Origin of the sequence: Paenibacillus sp. SYP-B3998 (assembly GCF_010820665.1) — a bacterium.
GTDB lineage: Bacteria > Bacillota > Bacilli > Paenibacillales > NBRC-103111 > Paenibacillus_E.
On the sequence record NZ_JAAIKC010000010.1, the window covers coordinates 12,719 to 30,406 of the forward strand.

The 17,688-nt window shown below is 44.8% G+C and carries 14 protein-coding genes; 1 reads left to right on the forward strand and 13 read right to left on the reverse strand.

Features of this window, described 5'->3' with window-relative positions; genetic code table 11:
• The first annotated feature begins 1 nt into the window (after window position 1).
• Complete coding sequence (locus GK047_RS21475; RefSeq protein ID WP_163951579.1) at window positions 2-709, forward strand: response regulator transcription factor; 708 nt, start codon at window positions 2-4, stop codon at window positions 707-709.
• Between the two features lie 562 nt (window positions 710-1,271).
• On the opposite strand, the gene GK047_RS21480 is transcribed toward GK047_RS21475, so the two are convergent.
• The 13 genes from GK047_RS21480 to hutH all read right to left on the reverse strand — a co-directional run bounded on the left by GK047_RS21480 (window position 1,272) and on the right by hutH (window position 17,317).
• Window positions 1,272-2,558, reverse strand: coding sequence for an IS110 family RNA-guided transposase (locus GK047_RS21480; RefSeq protein WP_163951581.1), 1,287 nt, complete (start codon window positions 2,556-2,558; stop codon window positions 1,272-1,274).
• A 220-nt stretch (window positions 2,559-2,778) separates the two neighbouring features.
• A complete protein-coding gene (locus GK047_RS21485; protein WP_163951583.1) occupies window positions 2,779-3,405 on the reverse strand; it encodes a hypothetical protein in 627 nt (208 codons plus the stop codon).
• Window positions 3,406-3,819: 414 nt separating this feature from the next.
• Complete coding sequence (locus GK047_RS21490) at window positions 3,820-5,298, reverse strand: Lsa family ABC-F type ribosomal protection protein (protein ID WP_163951585.1); 1,479 nt, start codon at window positions 5,296-5,298, stop codon at window positions 3,820-3,822.
• 435 nt (window positions 5,299-5,733) lie between these two features.
• Entirely contained in the window at window positions 5,734-6,357 is a 624-nt protein-coding gene (locus tag GK047_RS21495; RefSeq protein ID WP_163951587.1) for a HutD/Ves family protein, read from the reverse strand.
• Window positions 6,358-6,441: 84 nt separating this feature from the next.
• Window positions 6,442-6,705 carry a hypothetical protein gene (locus GK047_RS21500; protein WP_205516907.1) on the reverse strand — a complete coding sequence of 88 codons (264 nt, stop codon included), beginning with the start codon at window positions 6,703-6,705 and terminating at the stop codon, window positions 6,442-6,444.
• Window positions 6,706-6,723: 18 nt separating this feature from the next.
• Entirely contained in the window at window positions 6,724-8,004 is a 1,281-nt protein-coding gene (locus GK047_RS21505) for a Glu/Leu/Phe/Val family dehydrogenase (protein WP_163951591.1), read from the reverse strand.
• A gap of 30 nt (window positions 8,005-8,034) precedes the next feature.
• Complete coding sequence (gene hutI, locus GK047_RS21510) at window positions 8,035-9,318, reverse strand: imidazolonepropionase (RefSeq protein ID WP_163951593.1); 1,284 nt, start codon at window positions 9,316-9,318, stop codon at window positions 8,035-8,037.
• Window positions 9,319-9,393: 75 nt separating this feature from the next.
• Entirely contained in the window at window positions 9,394-11,058 is a 1,665-nt protein-coding gene (gene hutU / locus GK047_RS21515) for a urocanate hydratase (protein WP_163951595.1), read from the reverse strand.
• Between the two features lie 29 nt (window positions 11,059-11,087).
• Window positions 11,088-12,056: an agmatinase family protein gene (locus GK047_RS21520; protein ID WP_163951597.1), complete on the reverse strand. Its 969-nt coding sequence runs from the start codon at window positions 12,054-12,056 to the stop codon at window positions 11,088-11,090.
• Between the two features lie 205 nt (window positions 12,057-12,261).
• Window positions 12,262-13,455, reverse strand: a complete 1,194-nt coding sequence (locus tag GK047_RS21525) for a helix-turn-helix domain-containing protein (RefSeq protein WP_163951599.1) — start codon at window positions 13,453-13,455, stop codon at window positions 12,262-12,264.
• 110 nt (window positions 13,456-13,565) lie between these two features.
• A complete protein-coding gene (locus GK047_RS21530; RefSeq protein ID WP_240344088.1) occupies window positions 13,566-14,996 on the reverse strand; it encodes an amino acid permease in 1,431 nt (476 codons plus the stop codon).
• A gap of 62 nt (window positions 14,997-15,058) precedes the next feature.
• Window positions 15,059-15,535 (reverse strand): hut operon transcriptional regulator HutP, encoded by a 477-nt coding sequence (gene hutP, locus GK047_RS21535; protein WP_163951603.1) that lies wholly within the window; start codon window positions 15,533-15,535, stop codon window positions 15,059-15,061.
• Window positions 15,536-15,781: 246 nt separating this feature from the next.
• Window positions 15,782-17,317, reverse strand: coding sequence for a histidine ammonia-lyase (gene hutH / locus GK047_RS21540; RefSeq protein WP_240344089.1), 1,536 nt, complete (start codon window positions 17,315-17,317; stop codon window positions 15,782-15,784).
• Between the last annotated feature and the right edge of the window lie 371 nt (window positions 17,318-17,688).

A 17,688-nucleotide genomic window follows, 5' to 3' on the forward strand; every position in this document is an offset into this window, starting at 1 on the left:
CATGGCGGGAGAACATATTATGTTGGTCGAGGACGAGGAGGATATCCGCGAGTTAGTCCGGCTATATTTGGTCAAGGAAGGATACCGGGTATCCGTCGCGGAAAATGGTGAGCAGGCGATGGAGCTCGCTTCCAAGGAACGATTCGATCTGTTTGTGCTCGACATTATGCTTCCCGATGCGAACGGTATGGAACTATGCCGACGTATTCGCGCCAATTCGAATGCCATTATCCTTTTCCTTACCTGCAAACGGGAAAGCGATGACATCATTGCCGGTTTGGAAAACGGCGCGGACGATTATGTCGTCAAGCCGTTCAATCCGAAGATGCTGGTGGCGCGGGTCACTGGTCATCTCCGACGTTCCGTGCTCGCTGCTGCTTCCCAAGCGGGAAGGCGCAAAGATGGTCAACTGTGGCGGCATGGGCGCCTGGAGGTGGACTTTGGCAATTACGATGTTCGGGTAGATGGAGACGTCGTCCCTATGTATGCCAAGGAGAAGCAGTTGCTCACTTTCTTCATCGAAAACCCCAACCACGTATTCAATGTAGGACAACTATACGACCGCATTTGGGGTTGGGATCGTGAAAGTGATGAACGTACCGTGATGGTGCATATCCGTAATCTTCGCAAAAAGATTGAAGAAGACCCGGGAAATCCGCGTTATGTGGTGACTGTTCGTGGATTCGGCTACAAGTTTTGTTTGGAATAGGCTTTTCAAAAAAAACTTATTTTAAATTCAATCTTCTGTACAATCCAAATTGCATTTTTCCAGTTTTAACACTTTTGTTTTGTATTTCCACTCTTCTACCCTCCACTAGGTGTCCTTATTGTAACAAGAATTAAGTAGGAGAGTTGAACTAAACTCCCTCTATGGAGAAACGATTTGCTCTTAAATGCTCATGTATTCTTGGAGTCTGACCGTAATGCGTGTGCAGCAGATAAAATTAATGTGGAACTAAATTGAAGATGAAGAAATATGTGGGGCTGGCAAATGCGCAAAAAATCCTTACCCAGACCACTCGCAGTAAAAAGTGGCTCTTTCGGTAAATTATGGTTGCACTTATTGGATCTCCACATCTGCTCATGGAGGTCAACCCTCCCATGTCTCACAGAGTCTATGCTCCCACATTCCTTCATTCAACCTGTCCATGAGGTGGAGGTCAGATATGCTGCCCGACAGGATCTTCGTCCGTAAGATAGTTGCGTTCCGACTCATCCGTGCTTCTTTTATCTGTTGTTGCTACGATCTTAATCTCTCATCATACCTGCATTCAAGCTGCCTTCAGTAACTCTGCGAATCGAGGGATATCTTGCATCATCTTGCTTTCATTGAATTCATGTCCCTTTTTCAATATACCGAACAGCACCCGAATGAGCTTGTTGCATAAGGCGATGAGGGACTGCATCTTTTTCAAGGGATTATCCGGTCGGTTGGTGTAGTACTCGTGCAACGCTTTAAAGGCCGCGTTCTTAGCAACCAACGGCATCATGACACGGAAGAGTAAAGCTCGAAGCCTCTTCCTGCCTCTCTTCGTAATTTTAGCCTGTCCCTTGTGTTTTCCCGAGGTGTTTTCTTTCAGGTTCAGCCCCGCAAGCTTTATGATCTGCTTTGGATGTCGGTACTGCTCAATGTCTCCTACTTCAGCAAGAAATCCAGCGATGGTGTCTCTGCCAATCCCTTTAATCGCTAGCAATTGCGGCACAAATGGAATTTGCATCAGCAGTTCATCCAATTGAGCTTCCAATTCTTCAAACTTCTTTTGGAGCAGATTGTATTGGGTTAATAGAAGACGCAGCTCCATCTTGGCCAGCTGTGATCCTTGCTTTATGCCCACAGAACGACTGGCAGCTGCCTTCAAACTTTTCACGCGACCCAGTCCAAGTCCACGCTTTGCAACTTCTCTTAGATGCTGCAGCAAGGTTTCGTCTGAAAGAGAAACAAACTCATGCGGCAGTAAACAAAGGCTTAGTAAGTGGATGGCTGACTTGCACTCCCAATCCTTAAATACCGTGAGGAACTCTGGAAAATACCGATCCAACCAATTATGGACACGTCCCTGTACCACGCTCAGATCAGTCGACAGATGATCGCGAATTTTCATTGCTTCCCGTAATTCAGCGTAGACGCCCTGAGGAAGATTGGGTACAGCGTACCTTCCGTCTTTGACCAGTTGAGCGATTACTCTTGCGTCCTTGATGTCATTCTTTGTTGGCGAGTTGTCGTCCAACTCTTTACTTTTCTTGACGTGTAGCGGATTTACCACGCCATACTTGACTTGCTGTTCTCTTAGGAAATGAGCAAGATTCAGCCAATAGTGGCCTGTAGGCTCCATGCCGACGATGACGTCCTGGAAGCCTTGCTCAGCCCCAAGTCCTTTGAACCAACTAACAAAGTATTCAAAACCTTCTCGATTATTTTCAAACACAATTGGCTTCCCGAACTCGACTCCGCGGTAGTCTTGCGCACGAGCCACATGTTTAAATTTGGCGATGTCTACACCGACAATTAAGGTTAAAGAAGTGATTTGATTAATCCGTTCATTTTGAGTAGAATGCATGTTGTAGTCTCCTTGGTTTGTTTTTGGATCCGACGCTGGCCAGCATCTGGGACCCATAAACATCATACCAAGGAGTCTTTTTATATCTCAAACTCCGTATTTCTTCAAAATAGGAATGCTGCCCGTTAGCTGAACGAGGCTGCCGTTTCTTACCGGCAGCCTCATCCTGATGTTTATTAAGCTGTCGTTCTGCGTTAGCGTAATGGCATATCCGTGGTTGTTAACCTCTTACTAAACTTGCATAATCCCTTTCTACTATCATAACTCCATTCTTTATATGTTTAATGTAGTATTTAGTTTCTAATTGTTTTTCCAGTTTCAGAAAGGTTTGTTCATCCACAATGCAAAAAGGATTTGTCCGTGGCTGTACACCTTTGCATACCTTGCTAAGACTTTCTGGTGCGTCTAATTCGTGATATGTCTGGACGACATTTAGTTTTTGATTTTCCCATAATTTCACGGAAAGATTAATGAGATTATAAATACGTTCACCATTAAATCTCCAACTTTTATCATCCAATAGCACTTCGTGCTCAGGTGTAATCATATGCAATGTTACTTCGTTGTTTTGATAATTCCAGAATAATCTGAGGTGTTCATGTTTTTCAGATTCTAAAAGTAACTGTTTATAGTCATGCATGACATGTTGATCAAATCCGAGCTCAAACTTACGAGTAAGTAACTCGGAGTTCCAGCTTATTATCTCTTCTAGTGAATTTTTTTCTGCTTGCCAGTATCCTGATTTATAGGGGAAGTAATTTAAAAAAACAGAATATACTTCACTAACGAACTGATCTGAGACAGAAGTATAAGGAAATGAATAATAGACAGAAAAGTATGGTGGCATATTTATGTCTCCTTCTATAAAATGTGCATATTAAGGTATTCTTACCATTCCTTAAATCTCCTTCTCCGTTTATAGTACCCTTCGGCACAATACAAAAAATACCTTTGTACGAAGATGATATTTAACAAATCTGCCCTTTAGCTGAGAAGGCCGCCGAAATATAGCTTGGTTTCAAATCATTTCTAACTGCAGAACAGACGTTAAAAGGAATCGAGGCTATTCATATGATTTGGAAAGGGCAGGCCGAAAATAATTCGTCTGTCCTCTCTGCTGTTGAATGGCTCAATAAAATATTTGGTATTGTGGCATAGTTAATTACAATTTATTAGGTACTTGCTATCTTTTTTAATTCTTGCACCACAGCCGAAAAGGAGAAGCCGCCAATGTATGGCGACTTTCTTGTTAGAAACAACATCAGAGTTCGATGATTTTTGTTGCAACATTTTCACAAAATTCTCTATCATGCTCGACAAAAAGAATGGTTGGTGAGTATTCAAGCAGCAACTCTTCAATTTGCATGCGAGAAATAATATCAATAAAATTAAGCGGCTCATCCCAAATATGCAAATGAACATTCTCACTAAGACTTTTTGCAATCAATACTTTTTTCTTTTGTCCTCCACTAAATGATGAAATATCCTTTTCAAATTGACTTCTTGAAAAATCAAGTTTTCTTAAAATCGATTTAAAAAGACTTTCATCAATCCCGCTGTTTGCAGCATAGTCAGATAAATTTCCTTGAAGATGGGATGTGTCCTGTGAGACGTAGGATATTCTCAACTGGCCGTCCTTCCGGAAGGTGCCTGTATAGTTAATATCCTCACCACAAATAAGTTTGATGATACTTGATTTTCCTGAGCCATTTTTACCGGAAAGAGCAATTCGCTCACCTTGCTTAATCGTAAAACTTACATCTGCACAAATGATCTTCTCATCGTAAAAAATGGAAACATGATCAAGTTCAGCAAGTTGGTTTTTATGAAAAGCAAGCTGTGAAATCTCTAAGCTGTCTGAGCTCTCGATATTTTTTAGGAGTTTAGACTTTTCATGAATAGCAGATTGCTGTCTTTGTTCAATAGCTTTAGAGCGTTTCATCATTTTAGCAGCTTTATGGCCAATATATCCTTTATCTACCTTAGAACCGGAATTTCTTGTTCCGTTTTTTGTTTTTTCCACTTCGTGTGACCAGTTGCCCGTCCGTTTAGCGGAATCTGACAAACGGTTAATGTCTTTTCTAAGTTTCTCGTTCTCTGCAAGCTCAAAGGTATCTTGCCTCATTTTATTTTCCCACCAACTTGAAAAATTACCTTTTTGTATTTCTATGTTGGTCTTATTAATTGAAAGTATGTGATCTACACAGTTATCAAGAAAAGCTCTGTCGTGAGACACCAAAATAAATCCGCTTTTAGACTTGAGATAATCACTGACCAGTTTTCTTGCATTCATGTCAAGATGATTGGTTGGTTCATCAATTAACAGAAAACTATTTTCCTTAATAAATAAAGTAGCCAGTAAAACTTTCGTTTGCTCTCCGTTAGACAATGAATCAAATGGCCGATATAAAACATCTTCAGAAACCTTTAATAATGAAAGCTCACGCATTAATTGCCAGTGAACATAGTCTGGAAAAATGTCGTTGATTACATCAAGCGTATTATTTTCTTTATTTTCTACAGGGAAAGGGAAATATTCAAAACTGATATTAGCAGAAATATTTCCACTGTATTCATATTTACCAAGCAACAAATTGAGAAATGTTGTCTTACCTCTACCGTTTCTTCCTGTAAACCCCAATTTCCAATCGGAATCGATTTGAAAATTTACATGTTCAAAAATGTTATCATAACTTCCTTCATAGGCAAACGATAGGTTTGTAACATTTATTAATGACATAAAAGTATCCTCCTGTATGAAAAAAATAAAAGCTACAAGAAAGTTACATTCTTGTAGCTCAAATAAATACAGTTAATCAACCCCTGCACGGAGTTAAATAAAGATATCGTTCGAGTGAAAGGTAATGTAACTTTCTTGCATACAAAATAAAACATGCGATAATATCGCTTTTACTGTTTTATCGTTAGCAAGAAATCCTACATTATTCTTTCAACTCCAGTCATTAATTTATGTGAATTATATCATCCTTATTATTAATTTTCAATAAATGAGTTTCTAGTTAATATCACCTATATAAACCTTTAGATATGCTGCTTCCATTTACAATTTCCATTATGAAGGGAACCAATGCTTTAGGAAAAACCTATATTCATCAAACTTTTTCACACATCCTCATCAATTCCCTTCGTTTGTTATCCAAACATCTGCGTCCACTCAATTCATAATAATTACTCGAATAACATGCGCCGTAATTTTGTCATGATTATTGTAAATCTTAATATTTACATTTTGGCATGTGGTTCTTTGGGGTAAAAGGATAAAGTCTCCTTCCTCTAAACATTGAGACTCTCCATCATTTACTTTCAAGCCTATACGTCCCCGAATACAATAAAAAGCTTCTGTTACTCGCATAAATTCAATGTTATCAACATTATCCTCTAATTCATGAAACTCTCCTCTACGTATTTGAAAAGCTTCTACTTCTCCCTGGCATCCTGCCGCTGTGATGAGATTGAAGTCTGTTACCTTCCCCATACTTCGGGTAACCCATCCTCCGCTGAAGCTCTCCTGCTCGTAGGGTTTTAACCCCACCTGATGTGATCCTTCATATTCGAGAATCACCTCTCCCTCTATAACCATAAGCTTTCTCCAAAACTCAGGAAGGCAGGTAAACAAAGACTGCTCATCTTGAATGCTGGCCGTACTGATTCTCCATAAAAAATTTCGTTTATTATACTCCGCATGTTCAGGATATATGGCTAGCTCCGTTGTTGTACCGCCTGACCAAGCGGACGTTATTTGCTCATGCTTTTTAATTATTTTTATCGAATGAGACATATCACCATCTCCTTGAATCCTTTCTCATTCCAAGTAAAAAAGGACCTGAAAGTACCAAGTCCCACGTAGAAGTCTTAAGAATACCTATTCTTTCTCTGTCATATCAGCGTACCAAGAAAAATATGAACCTACCGCATCGTTCTTGCGGATCAGTTTCTTTGTTCTATCCTTAACCTCTTCCGCATTGATGTATACGCTTGCGCAACCCGTATCCATTGCTGCTTGAGCAACGGCAGCAGCAACATTCGGAGCAATCATCGGTTCAAACGGAGGCGGAATCATATAGTCCCGATTCAACTTATGTGCAGGAACCAAATCGGCAATGGCGTACACAGCTGCTAGTTTCATGGCCTCACAGAGCATACATTAGATCCAGCCGCGCCATTTTATCGCTTCGACCATTCGCTTTAAACCAACGATATAGGCCGCCAATCTCATGTCGACTTGCTTTTGCAAGGATAACTGATAGACGTTGTTAAACGATTTTTTCAATATTTGTTGAAGCTTTTCATTCACTTCTTCTTCATTCCAATAGTACCCCTGATTGTTTTGAACCCATTCAAAGTAAGAAACGATCACCCCGCCTGAGCTGGCGAGCACGTCTGGAACGATCAAAACGCCTTTATTGGTCAAAATTTCAGTAGCCTTCAAAGTCGTCGGTCCGTTGGCCGCTTCCACCAAAATCTTCGCCTTGATGTCGGGCGCATTGTCTTCTGTGATCTGGTTTTCAATCGCAGCCGGCACTAAGATATCACAGTCTTGGATTAACAGCTCTTGGTTCGAGATGGCATTCGGAAACAAGTTCGTCACCGTTCCGAAAGAATCCCGTCTATCTAATAAATACTGCACGTCCAAGCCTTCAGGATCGTAGAGAGCCCCTTGAGCATCCGAAATGCCTACCACTTTAGCTCCAGCCTCATGAAGGAACTGAGCAAGAAAGCTGCCTGCATTGCCAAAGCCTTGGATAATGACGCGCGCGCCCTCAATCGGAATCCCAGCGACATGAGCTGCTTCTCTAAGCAATAGTACAACGCCCATAGCGGTAGAAGATTCTCTTCCAATCGATCCGCCCAAGACGAGCGGCTTGCCAGTTATAAAACCTGGCGAATCGAATTCCCGAATCCGGCTGTATTCATCCATCATCCACGCCATGATTTGTGAATTCGTGAACACGTCCGGCGCTGGAATATCCTTGGTCGGCCCAACAAGCTGGCTGATTGCCCGTACGTAACCACGGCTTAACCGCTCCAGCTCGCCGAAGGATAATGTGCGCGGATCGCACTGAATTCCGCCTTTGCCTCCACCATAAGGCAGATCGGCAATGCCGCATTTAATGGTCATCCACATAGAAAGAGCCTTCACTTCGTCTTCAGTGACCCCGGGATGGAAGCGAATGCCCCCCTTGGTCGGTCCGACCGCATCATTATGCTGCGCACGGTACCCTGTGAATACCTTCACCGAACCGTCGTCCATTTTCACAGGAATGCGTACGGTTAGCAATCGAAGCGGCTCCTTTAGCAATTCGTATAAGGATTCCGCGCATCCCATTTTATCGAGAGCAGCTTGGATTACAAGCTGCGTTCTGCTCAAAACATTCAAGCTTTCCGCTTGCATAGGCTTCTCTTTTACTTCCGTCGGAGCTTCCATGATGATCCCCCTTGAGATTTAGTACACCTTTTAATGAATCCGATTGCCGTCCGAGACGACCATTTTTCCTTGCTTGAATACAGAATGAACATGGTTGATCCCAAAGTGATAAGGCAGATAAGCCACGTTATCTGCATTGAAAATAACCAAATCCGCCTGTTTTCCTGCTTCCAAACTGCCAATTTTATCCGCTTTTCCGATCGCGTGAGCCGCATTGATGGTCACAGCCGTCAGAACTTCCTCCGGCGTCATCCCTAAATTCAGGCAGCCCAGCGTCATGACAAGCTGCATAGATTCCGTTGGCGAACTACCCGGATTATAATCCGTGGATAACGCTACGGGGAGTTCCATTTCAATCATCCTACGCGCACGGGCGTGATGTTTCAGTCTTAAATTAAAGGAGGTAGCCGGCAAACAGACGGCAATGACGCCAGCTCGCTTCATCGCTTCCAATCCTTCATCTGATGCAGCAATCAAATGCTCAGCGGAGATACAGCCGAGTTTACCGGCAAGCTGCGCGCCACCCATCGGCTCGATTTCGTCCGCATGGATTTTCAGACCGAAGCCCATTGCTTTTGCGGCCAACAGGATTTGCTCCGATTCTTCCACGGAGAATACGCCATGCTCACAAAACACATCGCAAAATTCAGCAAGTCCCTGACGTTTCACTTCGGGGAGCATTTCTTCAATGAGAAGCTGAACGAATTCTTGTGACCGGCCCTTATATTCTTCCGGAACCATATGAGCACCCATGAACGTAGATACCAGATCAACCGGATGTTCCTGGTTGAGTTTGCGAGTAACCCGAAGCTGCTTAAGCTCATCCTCCAGCGTTAGACCATACCCGCTCTTGGCTTCTGCTGTGGTAACCCCATAAGAAAGCATCGTATCCAAGCTTTTTTTAGCCTTTACGTACAACTCATCTTCCGAAGCCTGACGGGTTGAACGGACTGTACTGAGAATCCCGCCGCCTTGAGCTAAAATTTCTAAATAAGAAACTCCTTTCAGCTTTAAGGCTAGTTCATTCTCGCGAGAGCCGCCGTGAACCAAATGCGTATGAGGGTCAATAAGTCCAGGGGTAACAAGCTTACCCTCAGCATCATGCTTATGAGTTACCGGCCGTCCACCAATTTGTGCCAAAACTTCTTCTTCCGTTCCGGCTGCAACTATGATACCGTCTGTGATTGCCACTGCTCCCCTTCGAACTGCCGCAACCTCTGACATTTCATCGCCTCGGCGCGGCTCCTGAGTTCCTTGCATGGTGATCAGTGTACCAATATTATGGATCAGCAGGTCAATCCGATTGTTCTCCATCGTTTCTCCCCCTCGAAATACAGCAAGCCTGATCGGGCTTGCTGCGAGTTATCATCATTCTTTTTCCAGTAACAATTAGATGCCCATCATCGGTACGCGAACACCGCGTTCCTTCGCCGTTTGAATGGCAATGTCATAGCCGGCATCGGCGTGACGGATGACGCCCATTCCAGGGTCCGTGTTCAAGACACGTTCTAACCTTTCGTCTGCTTCTTTGGAACCGTCCGCGACGACAACCATACCTGCGTGCAGGGAGTAACCCATGCCTACGCCGCCGCCGTGATGGACGGAAACCCAGCTCGCACCGGATGCTGTATTCACAAGCGCATTCAAGATAGCCCAGTCGCCAACTACATCGCTGCCGTCCTTCATGGACTCGGTTTCACGGTTAGGCGATGCCACGGATCCGCAATCCAGGTGATCACGTCCGATAACGATCGGCGCGGATAATTCTCCATTGCGCACCATTTCGTTAATCGCCAGACCCATCTTGGCCCGTTCCCCATAACCCAACCAGCAAATACGAGCTGGCAAACCTTGGAACGCGACTTTTTCTCTGGCCAATTCGATCCATTTACGCAGATGCGCATTTTCTGGGAACAGTTTCAAAGCAAGTTCATCTGTTTTATAGATATCCTCCGGATTACCGGACAATGCCGCCCAACGGAACGGTCCTTTCCCTTCGCAGAAGAGCGGACGAATGTAAGCCGGAACAAATCCAGGGAAATTAAAGGCATCCTTAACCCCTTCATCAAGAGCCACTTGACGGATGTTGTTACCATAATCAAATACGGTTGAACCAAGTTTTTGAAGATCAAGCATCGCCTGAACATGGTCAGCCATCGATTTTTTGGATAGCTTCACATACTGCGCTGGATCGTTTTTACGCAGGTCAGCCGCAGCTTCCAAAGAATAACCGACCGGCACATAGCCGTTAAGCGGATCATGAGCCGAAGTTTGATCGGTTACGAAATCAGGCACAATTCCGCGTTTCACAAATTCCGCGAAAACCTCTGCAGCGTTTCCTACTAGCCCAATAGCTAGCGCTTTCCCCTCAGCTTTCGATTCGTTCGCAAGCTTCAACGCTTCATCCAGATCGTAAACCATGACGTCGCAATAACGAGTGTCGATTCTGCGTTGAATACGAGTCGGATCAACGTCTACACCGATAACCACACCATCGTTCATCGTTACAGCGAGAGGTTGAGCGCCGCCCATACCGCCAAGTCCGGCCGTTAATGTCAGGGTACCTCTTAATGTGCCTCCCGAATGCTGCCTAGCTGCCTCAGCGAAAGTCTCATACGTACCTTGCAAAATGCCCTGCGTTCCGATATAAATCCAGCTGCCAGCCGTCATTTGGCCATACATCATAAGACCCTGTTTATCGAGTTCATGGAACGTCTCCCAGTTGGCATATGCCGGAACAATGACCGAGTTGGAGATGAGAACCCGCGGCGCATGCGAATGCGTTCTGAATACGCCAACCGGTTTCCCGGATTGTACAAGCAGCGTTTCATCCGCTTCTAGGTTCGTTAAACATTCTACGATCTTGTCATAAGACTCCCAGTTTCGTGCAGCCTTGCCGATTCCGCCGTAGACGACGAGATCTTCCGGACGTTCTGCTACGTCTGGGTCCAGATTGTTCATCAACATACGCAGGACAGCTTCCTGCTGCCAACCTTTTGCCGTTAACTTCGTTCCGTGTGCTGCTCGAATCGTACGTTTAATAGTTTGTTCCATGAATAGTCACTCCTCTATGTTGTGTTCATTTAATTTCGTTTCATATATCCCGTCAAGAAAGTCAAGATGACATGCAAGGCGGTCCTGACCGTCGCTCTGCGGGGATCTTGCATTGGATCTACACAAACAATATCAAAGCCTCGGACCTTAGGATGCTGTCCTAATAGGAATACGGCTTCCAACAACTGCCAAGAAGTCATTCCTGCTGGAACGAGCGCTGGCACACCAGGTGCATAAGCTTGATCCAGTACATCCATGTCAACGGTTACATAAATAGCATCCGTCCCGTCACCAGCAACCTCCAGCGCCTTTTCCACCAAAGCTTCGATTCCATCTTTGGCTACCTGACGCGCCGTATATTGGGTAATTCCTTGCGCCATGGCATATTCATGATACGCTCTTGAATTGGCGAAGCTGTGAAGTCCGATTTGCGCAATATGGCGGCCTTCAACCGTCCCCGATTCGATCAACCCGCGGATTGGCGTTCCGTTGGAAGGACCTCCGTCCTCCAGATTCCGGACATCCATGTGGGAGTCAAGCTGAACGATGCCCACCTTTCCACCGACATGGTGCTTAAACGCTTTCACAGAGGGGCAAGTAATGGAATGATCGCCGCCAGCAATAATCGGGAACAAAAGAGGCATGGCTGCGTAAATGTTCTTCAGCCCTTGTTCGATATTGGCATGACAACGCAGCAGATCCGTCACATGCATCTGAATATCACCTAGATCACGTGCCTGCAATTCCTCCAAATCGACCCCGTGGTCGATACTGTACGTCGTGACATTTGCAAATAATTCCCGCAAGGCATTCGGTGTCATCGAAGCGCCTGAAATACTGATTGACGTCTTAGAAAGCGGAACGCCGATGAAACCGACTTGGACTTCTTCCTCGCCTTCCCATGGGGTCAACCACTGGGATACCTTGGTCTCGAATCGATCCCGCCAATTGGACTGTCGTACAAATTCTGGCGGATTCAGCAGTTCAATTTTTCTCAAAGCCGCTTCCCTCCTGTAGGTTCATGAAACAAAGTTTGTTTGTTGCTATGTTTCCATCATACTTAAAAATGGGGCATCTGAATCTAGCCGAATTTGCGGAAAGATAGCACAATATTACGGTTTGATCTAGAAATGAATATTCGATTGAAAACGCTTAAAAGCCAACCCCTGAGCGGATTGGCTTTAAGTAGATATTGCTATAACACTAGCACTGAGCTGAAGACCGATAGTCCGTCGGGCTGCACCCCATAATCATTTTAAATTTCCTTGCAAAATAGTTCGCGTCCTGAATACCGACATGGGCCGCAATCTCTTGTACGGAAAGCTCCGTTTTCTCCAAGAAATAAGCCGACTTTTCGATCCGAACTTTATTTAAGAAATCGACGAAACTTAAACCCGTTTCCTTTTTGAATAAATGAGCAAAATAATGGGTACTCAGGTAACAACGCTGCGCAATTTCCGTTAACAGCATTTTTTCCTGATGATGCTCCTTAATATAGACGATGGCCGACCGGATGACCGGAGATACCTCCAATGCATGATCGTCCGCTACTTGCCTTGCAAGCTTCCTCCAATAAGAGCTCAGCTTTAGAACAAATTTATCATAACGAATGGTGCTGTATAAGTTTTGGAGCATTCTCGCATTGTCCGATAGGATTTCCGAAGCATTCCCGCCTAAATCGACTACCATCCTCGATAGCGATAAGATCAGATCGTAGGCTTCCGATTTGAATCTGTCCACATTATGCTTATACACCCCGGCAAGCCGTTCCAACAACACGGCCAAATAGGCTATCGACCCGTCTTCATCGCCGATCCGGACACGTGAAAGCAGCTCGATTTTTTCCTCTTGAGACACCGGCTCAGTCCGTTCCTCATGAATGTTTCTTTGCTGTTCGTATTGAAAAATCATCCGGTTGCCTTGAAAAAAACGGTCGATTAGTGATTCCTTGGCTTCGCCGTAGGAGAGGTGCAGCTTATAAGGATCGTCGTAGTAAGTACCGATTCCTGCCGAGACGGAGAACCCCTTCCTATCCACCTGATGCTGCAATTTTTTAACCATGCGGACCATGATTTGTTTATAGGAGGGATCCGGCTGCCCGCCTGCGCGTACTTCCAGGAGTAAGGCTAATACCCCTTCTCCCACCCATACCCACAAAAAAGGTGCAGCAAAGCTCTCATAGATCGCTTGCACCAGCTGCTGTCCGATCTCGATACTCCACGGTAAAGACTTATTCATAGCCAAATCGGTGTATCGGTCGATTGAGAGAACTATGACCAATTGAGGGCATGATTCGATACCCAACCTCTCGCGCATGTCATCGAAATCCGCTTCATGGATTAGCGTTCCGGAAATAAGAAGTTGAGAAAAAGCCGCTTGGGCCGTATCCAATTTCATGGTTGAAATCACCCTGCCTATCTATTCAAAAACGGAAGCCGCTTTGCTCCAAAACTTAGGAGAAAACCGCTTCCGTAGTTACTACCATTTTATCTCACCGATCATATTCTTTACAACTTTTGCATTTCCGTTTGCTCATATTTCTTGCGATAAAACAGGTAGTAAACACCATAACAAACAATGGTAAAAGGGATTCCGTAGTAAAGAGCAATTTTTTGTTCTTCATCGAACGCCAAGCCGACTAATGCAATCAGACATAGGATTATGGCAAGAATGGGCACCAGCGGGAAGATCTTTACTTTATATTTCAAATCTTCCAGGCGGTTCCCTTCGGCCAAATAACGACGACGGAACAAATATTGAGATAACGCAACCCCCATCCAAACCAGAATTCCGGCGAATCCGGAAATGCCGCTCAGCCACAGAAAGACAGTGTCCGGGGCTACGATACTTGAAATCAAGGCAACAGACGCAACGATAACACTTACGATCAGAGCTCGAAAAGGTACGCCTCTGGAGGTCAGCTTACTCAAGTAGGGGCTGGCCATATTACTCTTTGACAGCGACCACAGCATACGGGAGGAAGCATATAAGCCGGAGTTGCTTGCCGAAAGAAGCGCTGTCAAAATAACAAAATTCATGATATCCGCTGCAAATGGAATTCCCATTTTATCAAAAACAAGCACAAACGGACTATCCGTAAGACCGGCTTCTTTCCAAGGGATTAAGGAGCTTAAGATAAATACCGACCCTACGAATAAAAATAAGATCCTCCATATTGTATTTCGTGTCGCCTTCGGAATCTCTTCTTCAGGATTTTCACTTTCGCCTGCGGCAATACCGATCAGTTCCGTTCCCTGATAACTGAAATTAACGGCTACCATGGTCATGAATACCGGAACGAAGCCATGTGGAAATAATCCTCCATCGTGGGTGAAGCCTGATAGAATCGGAGCCGAGCTGAGGCCTTCGAAAGGAATGATGCCTGTGATCGCGGCAATTCCTAATAGAACGAACAAAACGATCGTAATGACTTTAATGGTTGAAAACCAGAACTCGGATTCGGCAAAGAGGCTCGCCGAGAAGGCATTTAACAGGAACATGAATGCAATGATTAGTGCGATCCAGGCCCAAGGGGGGACATGAGAGAACCATCGGTTCATCAACATTCCGGCACCGACCCATTCCGAAGCGACGGCTACAATCCAGTTGATCCAATACAACCAGCCTATTGTAAATCCGGTTGCCGGACCTATAAATTTCGTTGCGTAGACCTGAAAGGAGCCCGTCACCGGCATAATAACAGCCAGTTCAGCCAGACAGAGCATGACTAGATACATCAAAAGTCCGCCGAACAAATAAGACAGGACCACACCGCCGGGTCCGGCTTGATTAATCAAATACCCCGTACTTACAAACAAGCCGGTTCCGATTGCGCCTCCTAACGAAATCATATACATATGCCTGCTTTTCATGGAACGCTTCAGCTGATCGTTACTTCCCTTTATTTCGCTTGCCATATGAAGTATACCCCGTTTCATGTAGTTTTGAATGGAAAGCGCTTACAATCACTTCGAAAAAAGGGTCGTTCCGTCATCATTTTTTAAATATGGTTGTACCCAAACCCTAACACATCGTGTTCAAAGCCTTTTTTGGGAGCGCCGATCGTTCCGTAAATGCAGACACTTAACCATTCTTCGGAATATCCTGATATTTCGACCGTCCCTCTTGTAATACAAAATGTTAATCCTACTGTCCGCAAAATATCCCCGAATTGGACTGTCCCTCGCCCAATCCCCTGAATCGCTTCAAGAATGGCATGATATAACGAATGAACTTCCCGATAAGAGTTCGGATCGATAACCTTATTCGATTTGGCGCTGGTTTCAATAGCCGTCACTACTTTTACCAAATCCATTGCGCCAACCTTTCCAATCGTATACCGGTATCCTCTTTTCTTCATTTCATTCTCAATATCCGTACCCGCTTCATCATTGTGCAGCATGACCAAAAGAGAAGTTAGCTTTCCCATCGTATAATTACTGCAGTCGAAAAGTTTTCTTTCATTCAGGTTACTCATTAAGACTCATCCTTTCTATTCTGTAACCTTCCCAAAAAAACAAAAAACTTCGCATCGAAGGATGGTAATTCCTTCATGCCAAGCTCATTCTATTGACTATAGGCTAAGTAGAGCACTAGATTACTTGTCTTGATTATATCAGAGTACATCTTACTGTCAATATCAATACTTTCCATATTTAAAACGGACCGTTTAAAGCCAGAGGAAAGGCAAAAAACGGTCCTTTGCAAGTTTGAAGACACCAAGTTATTGAATTTTCACTACCTCCGACATGCTTTTAGCTACATCGATTTGCTTCATCCAATCCGCTATCTTTTGAAAATCATGTGAAAGCACACGATCCGCTTCAACGGCTGGAACAAGATTGCGGCACTGGTCATAGAGCCATTTGGTCCCGAGCCCGAGCAGCTGCGGATCGCGGAAATCAGCCGCTTGAGCCCCGCACAACAGCTCAATGGCGAGAACAGCATAAGCATTCTCCACGATTTGCTTCGCTTTCCTTGCTGCAATGGTTCCCATGCTCACATGATCCTCCTGATTCCCCGAAGACGGAATGGAATCCACGCTTGCAGGATGAGCCAATGACTTATTCTCGGAAACGACTGCCGCGGCTGCATATTGAGCGATCATAAAACCGGACTCCAGACCTCCATTTTTCGTTAAGAAAGGCGGAAGGTTCTCATTTAAGTGAGGATTGACTAGTCTTTCTATCCGCCGTTCGGAAATATTGGCCAGTTCTGATGCGCTGATGGACAGATGATCCATCGGCAGGGCAATCGGCTGCCCGTGAAAATTCCCGCCCGAAATTACCCGTTCCTCATCCACAAAAATTAGCGGATTATCCGTGGCCGAATTAATTTCAATCTCAAGCTTTTCGGCAATATAAGTCAGCGCATCGCGGCTTGCCCCGTGAACCTGCGGCGCACAGCGCAAGGAATACGCATCCTGCACCCTTCGTTCCCCCTGGTTTGTCATTAACTTGCTCCCGGAGGTTAACCGTTTTATATTTTCTGCAGATTGACTTTGCCCTTTATGCGGACGAATGATATGGGTTAAAGGATCAAATGCGTCCCGGACACCGAACAGCGTTTCACAAGTCAATGCAACTGTGCAATCGGCCCAGTTCGCCAGATTCATGGCATCCCGGCAGGCCAAAGTGCCTACAGCCGTCATCACCTGTGTCCCGTTAATAAGAGCCAATCCCTCTTTCGCCTCCAGGGTTACTGGAACAAGCCCGGCAAGATTCATGGACTGGCCGCCTGGTAGCCGATTACCAAGATAATAAGCTTCTCCTTCACCGACGAGTACGAGCGCCAAATGAGAAAGCGGAGCCAGATCACCGCTTGCGCCGAGCGAGCCTTTTTCCGGTATGACAGGCGTCACCCCTTGATTCAGCATACCAACCATCAATTGGACGACCTCCGGACGAATTCCGGAGTAGCCGAGCGCGAGTGCATTGACGCGCAGAAGTATAATCGCTCTTACAATTTCGATCGAGAACGGCGTACCGATCCCGCAGGCGTGACTTCGAATGAGATTTAACTGAAGGGTTTTGGCATCTTCGCCAGAAATATAGGTATCGCTAAATTTTCCGAAGCCTGTTGTCAAGCCGTAGACCACTTTTTTCTCGCTCAACAATTTTTCCACATAGGCTCTGCTCTTCGCCATTTTACGAATGCTCTCTTCTTGCAACTCGACCTTGGCGTTGAAGCGCGCAACCTGAACGACCTGCTCGATCGTTAATGCCCCTCCGCCCACTAATACCACGTTTTGATCTTTCATCTGTTCTGTTATTAACATATCCGCACCCGCTTTACTAGTAGTATAGGTAGCGGCTTCTAATGGCTATACGCTAAAGGCCGATTCTTCTATCATTGAAATCCTTGCCACAAACTCGTTTCTTTCCCAAAAAAACAAAAAAGAATGCACTTGGATAAGGAATCGATTCTTCCCTCATTCAAAGCTGCATTCTATTCACTAATAACTATATAGAGCTTAGTAAATATGTTACACCTTTGAAGGAGCGTAGTCAACAACAATTTCAACTTATTCTATTACAATATTCTGTACCTGCTTCATATTTGGCACAAAAGACTTCATGGAAAAGTACTTATCTCGGACCAGATTAAAAAAGAGGCTGTCCCATAAGTAAC

What these genes read in the sequence shown, in the direction of transcription:
- GK047_RS21475 (WP_163951579.1), top strand. Translation starts at nt 2, where the DNA reads ATGGCGGGAGAACATATTATGTTGGTCGAGGACGAGGAGGATATCCGC.
- GK047_RS21480 (WP_163951581.1), bottom strand. Translation starts at nt 2,558, where the DNA reads ATGCATTCTACTCAAAATGAACGGATTAATCAAATCACTTCTTTAACC.
- GK047_RS21485 (WP_163951583.1), bottom strand. Translation starts at nt 3,405, where the DNA reads ATGCCACCATACTTTTCTGTCTATTATTCATTTCCTTATACTTCTGTC.
- GK047_RS21490 (WP_163951585.1), bottom strand. Translation starts at nt 5,298, where the DNA reads ATGTCATTAATAAATGTTACAAACCTATCGTTTGCCTATGAAGGAAGT.
- GK047_RS21495 (WP_163951587.1), bottom strand. Translation starts at nt 6,357, where the DNA reads ATGTCTCATTCGATAAAAATAATTAAAAAGCATGAGCAAATAACGTCC.
- GK047_RS21500 (WP_205516907.1), bottom strand. Translation starts at nt 6,705, where the DNA reads ATGAAACTAGCAGCTGTGTACGCCATTGCCGATTTGGTTCCTGCACAT.
- GK047_RS21505 (WP_163951591.1), bottom strand. Translation starts at nt 8,004, where the DNA reads ATGGAAGCTCCGACGGAAGTAAAAGAGAAGCCTATGCAAGCGGAAAGC.
- hutI (WP_163951593.1), bottom strand. Translation starts at nt 9,318, where the DNA reads ATGGAGAACAATCGGATTGACCTGCTGATCCATAATATTGGTACACTG.
- hutU (WP_163951595.1), bottom strand. Translation starts at nt 11,058, where the DNA reads ATGGAACAAACTATTAAACGTACGATTCGAGCAGCACACGGAACGAAG.
- GK047_RS21525 (WP_163951599.1), bottom strand. Translation starts at nt 13,455, where the DNA reads ATGAAATTGGATACGGCCCAAGCGGCTTTTTCTCAACTTCTTATTTCC.
- GK047_RS21530 (WP_240344088.1), bottom strand. Translation starts at nt 14,996, where the DNA reads ATGAAACGGGGTATACTTCATATGGCAAGCGAAATAAAGGGAAGTAAC.
- hutP (WP_163951603.1), bottom strand. Translation starts at nt 15,535, where the DNA reads ATGAGTAACCTGAATGAAAGAAAACTTTTCGACTGCAGTAATTATACG.
- hutH (WP_240344089.1), bottom strand. Translation starts at nt 17,317, where the DNA reads ATGAAAGATCAAAACGTGGTATTAGTGGGCGGAGGGGCATTAACGATC.